Here is a 7,490-nt window from a genome sequence, read left to right as displayed (position 1 = left end):
GACTGGGAGGCACATTCATTGAATGTTAATATGTACCCATAATATTTTGATCTAACGGTTAATTCTCGCTAAAATTGGTTGGGGGGCTGAATAGTTACAAATAATTATTAATATAATGCATTCAGGACGATCGTAATGAGAGCAATTACTCCTGCAACTATCATTACCGTTCTCGGGGCGATATGGATTGCCCTGCGGTCTTCACTGTCATAGTATGTGACGAGACCCGCTGAGGATACAAGTCTTCCACCACTCTTTTTTGCCATGCACTACAATTGAATTTTAGCATATTTAAATTGGAAGGTGACGAACACTGTATTCTGAACAAATGTATGAGGGTAAGGCCCTGTTGGGAGACGATTTTGACGAACGAAATGTCCGGATAGTTGTCACTGATGGGACGATAACCAGCATTGAAGAGATATCCCGGGTGCCTGATCGATGGATCTTCCCGGGTTTTTTTAATGCCCACACGCATCTGGGTGACACCGTTGCAATGGACATCGATGCCGCAGGTGCTATCGGAGATCTCGTAGCACCGCCTGACGGCCTGAAACATCGCATATTGCGTGCGGCATCCCCACGTTTCTGTGTTGAAGCAATGTCTGCGAGTATACAGACAATGGCACGAACAGGTAGCTTTGGATTTGCAGATTTCCGGGAAGGCGGTATAAATGGTGTCAGGTATCTTCAGGAAGCCAATGCAGACTGTTCCCTTGATGCTGCCATCTTCGGAAGAGACGGAGGAGAGACAGTCAGTGCAGGTCTGGGTATTTCAAGTACACGCCATTATGGAGAGGAATTAACCCGGATCATCGAAGGTGCACGTGCTGAAGGGAAACAGATTGCCTTTCATGCAGGAGAAAAAGACAGCACCGATGTGGAGACCGCCCTGTCATTTGACCCGGATATGCTTGTTCACTGTACTCACGTATCTGCTGCACACATCCGCAGCATCGCTGATGCAGGCATTCCTGTTGTAATCTGCCCCCGGTCAAACTGGAGACTGGGTGTCACATCCTCCAGCCAGAACCCGCCGGTTCATGCAATGATTGAGGCAGGAGTTGAACTCTGGCTTGGAACCGATAACGTAATGTTTGTACAGCCGGACATGGCAGCGGAGATGGCATTCTGTCATTATGTGTATGGAATCGATGCAAAAAAGATTCTAACGATGGCAACAGGCGGGGCGCAGATTGTGGGCAGGAATTACGCCATCACTGAAGATACAGATGCACGTTTTATCCAGTACAATACGGCGCGTTCAAATGCAAAATACTCAAAAAACATGTTAAATACAATAATAAACCGACTAAACCCCATGGACCTGGAAGGAAGTCTTTTAAATTGATATTCAGAATAGTTAATAAAGCAATTCTATAGAGGTGGACTGTGTTTACAAATATTCTCGTTGCCGTAGATGGATCAGAAATCAGTATTAAAACTCTGGAAACGGCATTGACCGAAGCCAAAGTGTGGAATGCGCAGCTTAATGTCGTTTATGTTCTTGAGACCGGCCTTTTTGATAATATTCCTGCAGATGAAACGATGGAATATATCAGAAACATGCTGGAACAGCAGGGACTGAATGTATTTTCATATGCAGAAAAGAGATGTGAAGAGGAAGGTGTCACCCTGAATACTCATCTAAGAAAAGGCCATGCAGGAGTTGAGATTATTGCTGCAGCAGCCGATATGAATGCTGATCTGATCGTCCTTGGTTCTCATGCGAAGAGCGATATCGAAAAGATATTGCTTGGCAGTGTGACAACGCACGTTGTACGCCACAGTAGTGTCAGCACCCTGGTGGTGAGATTATAATACAGGAAACTGTTCGTGACGTGATGACAACGGATGTTGTCTGCGTGGAGATTCCCGGAAACAGAGATGATGTTCTCAGGATTCTGAAACGAACCGGTATTAGTGGTGTTCCTGTCCTGAAAGAGGGAGTGCTGGTAGGCATCATCACCCGGAAGGATATGCTCACAAAGTCTGACGAAATGCAGCTGGGACTTTTGATGACACCGGACCCTGTCACCATCACCCCTGATGAAACGATTCAGACTGCAGCGGCAATTTTAATAAAAAATCATTTCCGCCGTCTGCCGGTTGTTGAAGGTGGTGAACTGATTGGCCTCATCAGTATATCAGATATTGTGGGCGCTATTGCCCGCATGAAGATTACTGACGAAATCCGCAACAAATTCAGTTCCCATACCTTTGCAGTCTGGGAAGAGTCGCCTCTGCCGCTCGTCGGCAGGATTATGGAGATGTCGGGATATGATGCAGTGCCTATACTGAATGAAAGCGGCCAGCTGACCGGCATCATATCAGAACGGGATTTAATCCGCCATTCAAGTATTGAAGACAGTGTTGAAGTGAGTGACTTCTCAAACGGCACTGATGATGATGAATGGACCTGGGAATCACTCCGCGATAACTACACCATATCATATGGCATCTCCAAGGTTCAGCTTCCGGATAAACCCGTAAAGGATGCGATGGTAAGGGAAGTTGTTGCAGTCCCTCTCAATGCAGAGATCAGCGAATGCGCACTGAAGATGAAACGTGCACGGGTGGATCAGCTCCCGGTAATAAACGGGGACCGCAAGATGGTCTCTATGCTCTATGACCGTGAACTGATCAAAATAATTCTTGAAGAAGCGTAACATCTTCTTCATATCAGAATATTTTCAGAACAGTTTTCTGAAAATATATCCAATACCTTTATGAAAGAATGGCGCGTTCTATACCTAAGCGCTTTTACTCCCTTATATAGCGTACTTTTGATTGGAGGATTGTGAATGTCAGAACTACCGGAAGGGGTAACAAAAGGCACTACAACTGTAGGTCTTGTGTTTCATGATGGTGTAGTGCTTGCAACTGAACAGCGTGCCACAATGGGTACAATGATTGCAAGCAAGCGAGCAAAGAAAGTCTACCAGATTGCAGACCGAATCGGCATGACAACAGCCGGAGGAGTGGGTGATGCACAGACACTTGCGCGGCTGATGCAGGTGGAATGCAACCTGTACCAGATTCGTCGTGGCCGCGATATGACCGTAGGTGCATCAGCATCGCTTCTTTCAAATGTTCTGAACCAGAACCGGCATTATCCATATTATGTCCAGCTGCTTGTTGGCGGATTTGATATTAACGGCCCAAGCATTTACTCGGTGGATGCGATGGGAGGTGCATCAAAGGAAGATGAGATTGTTGCAACCGGTTCAGGGTCCCCGTTTGCATACGGTGTACTTGAAGACCGCTATGAATCCGGTATGGATGAAGCAGCAGCGGTTCACCTTGCAAAACGAGCACTCAGGTCAGCCATTCGGCGGGATTCAGCATCAGGTGAATCCATGAGTATTGTAATAATTACCAAAGATAAATATGAGGAGATGACAGAGGAGGTTATTTAAAACCCCGCTTTCATCCCACTATTTTTCTTTTTTAGGACGATTTTAATGTTAATTGAAGAGCGTTTAGAAGATCTCAGGAATAAGATCAATGCCAAAGTGCCTGCTGGTATTTCGATATCAGAGGTTGAATTTGAAGGACCTGAACTTGTCATCTACACCGATGATACAAAAAAATTTGCCGAACAGGCGGATTTAATCAAAATCCTTGCCCGTGAATTACGCAAACGAATTGTTGTCCGCCCCAATATACTGGAAGACCCGGAAAAAGCTGCTGCAAAAGTGCGCGCAGTTGTACCTGACAGCGCGGGAATAACGGACCTGTTCTTTGATCCCGATACCGGCGAAGTGCTGGTTGAAGCCGAAAAACCAGGGCTTGTTATTGGAAAGAACGGAGCAACACTCCGTGACATCACAAAAGAGATCGGATGGACAGCAAAGGTTGTGCGGACACCACCCATCGAGAGCAAAACGGTCAGGGATATACGCAAGTATCTTCGGTCGGTAAAGGATGAACGAAAAGAATTTCTTCGCCGGATAGGGAAGAGAATCCATCGTGATGTCAGGAGCAAGGATAAATGGGTGCGTGTCACCACCCTTGGCTGCTGCCGTGAAGTGGGAAGAGCAGCTTTTCTCCTCTCGACACCGGAGAGCAGGATTCTGATTGACTGCGGTGAAAAACCCGGCAGTTCGTCTGAAGGATTCCCTTATCTTGGTGTTCCTGAAATATCCCCGCTCAGTTCACTGGATGCAGTTGTCCTGACACATGCACACCTTGACCACTGTGCAATGATACCCCTGCTGTATAAATATGGATTTGACGGGCCGGTATACAGTACACCTGCAACGCGTGACCTCTCTGCCATGCTTCAGCTGGATTACATTGATGTGGTAAATAAAGAAGGTGGGGTGGCCCCTTATTCATCACGGGAAGTACAGGAGTATCTCAAACATTCCATTACCCTGAACTATGGTTCTGTCACCGATATTGCCCCGGATGTCAAACTGACTTTTCATAATGCAGGGCACATTCTGGGATCTGCCATCTCTCATTTCCACGTGGGAGACGGACTCTATAATGTCGCGTTTACAGGCGATTTCAATTACGACACGACCCGTCTCTTCGGCCCTGCAACCGTGCAGTTCCCCCGCCTGGAGACACTTTTCATGGAGAGTACATATGGGGGTTCTCGTGATATCCAGCCATCCAAAAAGGATGCAGAAGAAAAACTCTACAATATTGTTAATACGACAATAAAGCGGGGGGGAAAGGTCGTCATTCCGGCATTTGCCGTTGGACGTTCACAGGAAGTGATGCTGACCCTGGAAGAAGGGGTACGGCTGAAAAAAATTCCTGACGTCAAGATCTATCTGGACGGTATGATCAAGGAAGCAACGGCCATTCATACGACCTATCCTGAATATCTGAATCCGGATCTCAGAACACAGATATTCAAAGAAGGCATGAATCCGTTTCTGGCTGAATGTTTTGAGCAGGTTGATTCATCCGACCTCCGAAGGAAGGTCATTGAAGGCGACCCGTGCATCATCATTACAACGAGCGGTATGCTTTCAGGCGGCCCTGTGATGGAATATCTGCGTACACTTGCACCTGATGAAAAGAATGCACTGGTCTTTGTGGGATACCAGGCGGACGGCACCCTTGGAAGAAGGATTCAGAAGGGATGGAAGGAGATACCAATCGGACGGCGTGAGACCATCAATATGAACTGTGAAATACAGACCGTTGATGGATTTTCCGGACATTCTGACAGAAATCAGCTGATGCGGTATGTCAAACATCTTCAGCCCCGGCCGGAACGAATCTTCACCATCCACGGCGATGAGAAGAGCACTATTGACCTGGCTTCCTCAATTTACAAAAGTTATCATATACAGACCGTTTCACCCATGAACCTTGAAACCTACCGTCTGGTATGAGAGGAATCTCTTTTATTTTTCTTACAAAAAAACAGGCAGAAAGCCCACGACTTTCATCGTGGGAGCATGTCAGCCAGAAATAAGAAAACGGTGGCCTCTTGTTCTTCAGGCCGGATTTTTCAGGTCCAGGAAATCAAGGACACGCCGGATACAGCCGTCCATATTCAGGTATTCAAACTCACCAAACCTCCCGAGAGGTTCGATTCCAATATCTTTCAGATAGGAAAGAACAATCCCGATATTCTCCTGGTAGGCAAGATCATAGACGACATATGCATACTCCTGCCGTTTGACTGCTGCATACACCACATCGTCAGGCGACCCAAGAATATCCATCTCTGTCAGTCCTTCTACCGTATGGGAGATGATCTCATCATCGGTCATCCGGGAGACGTCATCGCCCTCATTAAAAGTAATTTCGGCCAGCACCGACGACTGCCCGGCAGGAGCAACCGCATCCGAATAATTGGACGGGAATGATATGCGGTTGAACATACCCAGCTCCTTCTGGGGCACATACAGCCAGGAATAATCATTCACCTTATGGGATACCCCAATGCAGACGGAATACAGGGAATTATAGCAGAGAGCAGAAATCGCATCACGCACCTCCAAAGGCACATCCGACAGACAGGGCAGCAATTCCTGCGGGGGAATCGTTGATATGCACCGGTCAGCCGTAATCGTTTCCGTGCCGTTGCTGATTAAAAATCCGTCCGCGGTCTTCTCAATAGAAGAGACCGAAAAGCCGCACCGGATTTTATCTTCAACGGGTGCGGCAATCGCACGCACCAGTGCTTCGATACCGCCGGTCACCGGATAGGTAAAGACCGACTGGTGCGTATAGCCTTCAGTCTCAATCCCAATCGCGGATTTGATGATATCTTCCACCGGAGGACGGGGGATACGGCCATCCACCCAGTGCAGTGACATTTTATCCGACGGATAATTCCATATCTTCTCATTATACGGGATCATATAGAGGTCGGCAATCCCGGTGCCAAACGTATACAGAATCCACTCCCGGAAGTTTTCCGGGGGCTGGAGTTCCCCTTTTTCAAGCGCGATGAGCGTCTTGATATATTCATTGATGCAGTAAAACCTGTCTTCTGCAGGAAGTTCGGCAAGACCGTTTTCAAACGGATACTTGACATACGCTCCCTTAAAAAAGATCTTGGTATTCCGGTTCCGCTCAGCCTTGTTATCCTGCAACACATCACGCATAAATGACTGGACCTCAGCATCACGCGAGAATATGATATGGGAACCCCCGTCGTCAAACGTAAATCCATCTTCCGTATGGGAACGGCACAATCCCCCGTATGTCTCGTCACGCTCAAGAATGATTACTTCTTCACCCTGCAGGAAAAGCAGTCTGCCAAGCGTGACACCGGTAAGTCCGCCACCGATTATTGCTGTCGTCACAATCTAAATTATTATGCCGCCGGGGCATAAAAAAGGCGGGGAAAAATTATTTTGGCTGAATGTATGGGCCGGTCATGGTGGCATCCAGCACATCTTCACTGTTCTTCGGCGTCATCAGGCTGAAGACAATCATTGCAATGGCTGCGAGTATCAGGGCAATGAGACTGAAATGCACCGGCAGCGGTGCAACAAACTTGTGGTAATATCCAAAGATACCCGAACCGATGAGACCGGCAAGCATACTTGCAATAGCACCCGCACCGTTCGCCCGCCGCCAGTAGAGTGCCGCTAAGAGAGGCACGGCAAAGGTCGCGAGCATAACGCCGATGCCCATCCATATCAGCCACGCCAGCATATCCGGCGGATTGATTGCCAGGAACAGGGACACGGCCGCTGCAATGACCACACAGATCTGACTGACCTTCAGCACTTCCCGGTCAGGGGCATTCGGCTTCAGCAGATTCCGGTAGACATCCCAGGAGAAGAGCGTCCCGATGGTGAGCATCAGCCGATCTGTTGTCGACATCACGGCTGCCAGAACAATCACCGCAAAGATTGCCCAGATCATCATGTTGGGCATGGCATACTCAATCCCGTACATGAACGCAAAGTCCTGAGTATTCACGGTCGCAGGCAAGACCAGTTTTCCTTCCTCAACCAGCACCCGCACGGCAAACCCGGTAAACTTCACCAGGAACATCACCACGG

7 protein-coding genes and 1 pseudogene are annotated in these 7,490 nt (G+C 48.0%); 5 read left to right on the top strand and 3 right to left on the bottom strand.

The window, feature by feature from the left end:
• Window positions 1-107 precede the first annotated feature (107 nt).
• Window positions 108-266 (bottom strand): preprotein translocase subunit Sec61beta, encoded by a 159-nt coding sequence (locus MKMG_RS09915; protein ID WP_165077671.1) that lies wholly within the window; start codon window positions 264-266, stop codon window positions 108-110.
• Between the two features lie 62 nt (window positions 267-328).
• Between MKMG_RS09915 and MKMG_RS09910 the strand changes: the two genes are divergently transcribed.
• From MKMG_RS09910 to MKMG_RS09890, 5 genes are all read left to right on the top strand, one after another.
• On the top strand, window positions 329-1,351 hold the full coding sequence (locus MKMG_RS09910) for an amidohydrolase family protein (protein ID WP_165077670.1): 1,023 nt from the start codon (window positions 329-331) through the stop codon (window positions 1,349-1,351).
• Between the two features lie 41 nt (window positions 1,352-1,392).
• Window positions 1,393-1,821, top strand: coding sequence for a universal stress protein (locus tag MKMG_RS09905; RefSeq protein WP_165077668.1), 429 nt, complete (start codon window positions 1,393-1,395; stop codon window positions 1,819-1,821).
• Window positions 1,822-1,844: 23 nt separating this feature from the next.
• Window positions 1,845-2,669 (top strand): CBS domain-containing protein, encoded by an 825-nt coding sequence (locus tag MKMG_RS09900; RefSeq protein ID WP_165077666.1) that lies wholly within the window; start codon window positions 1,845-1,847, stop codon window positions 2,667-2,669.
• A 135-nt stretch (window positions 2,670-2,804) separates the two neighbouring features.
• On the top strand, window positions 2,805-3,419 hold the full coding sequence (psmB, locus tag MKMG_RS09895) for an archaeal proteasome endopeptidase complex subunit beta (protein WP_165077664.1): 615 nt from the start codon (window positions 2,805-2,807) through the stop codon (window positions 3,417-3,419).
• A 45-nt stretch (window positions 3,420-3,464) separates the two neighbouring features.
• The gene (locus tag MKMG_RS09890; protein WP_165077662.1) at window positions 3,465-5,357 is read left to right on the top strand and encodes a beta-CASP ribonuclease aCPSF1; all 1,893 of its coding nucleotides are present in this window, start codon (window positions 3,465-3,467) and stop codon (window positions 5,355-5,357) included.
• A 105-nt stretch (window positions 5,358-5,462) separates the two neighbouring features.
• On the opposite strand, the gene MKMG_RS09885 is transcribed toward MKMG_RS09890, so the two are convergent.
• Together MKMG_RS09885 and MKMG_RS09880 are read right to left on the bottom strand one after the other, a co-directional pair.
• Entirely contained in the window at window positions 5,463-6,782 is a 1,320-nt protein-coding gene (locus MKMG_RS09885) for an NAD(P)/FAD-dependent oxidoreductase (protein ID WP_165077660.1), read from the bottom strand.
• Between the two features lie 46 nt (window positions 6,783-6,828).
• Window positions 6,829-7,490: pseudogene (locus tag MKMG_RS09880) on the bottom strand (sodium:solute symporter family protein); the annotation flags it as partial.

The sequence above is a fragment of the Methanogenium sp. MK-MG genome, assembly GCF_009914725.1.
Lineage (GTDB): Archaea > Halobacteriota > Methanomicrobia > Methanomicrobiales > Methanomicrobiaceae > Methanogenium.
Note: the sequence above shows the minus strand (reverse complement) of the source record. Positions and strands in the feature narration are given on the sequence as shown.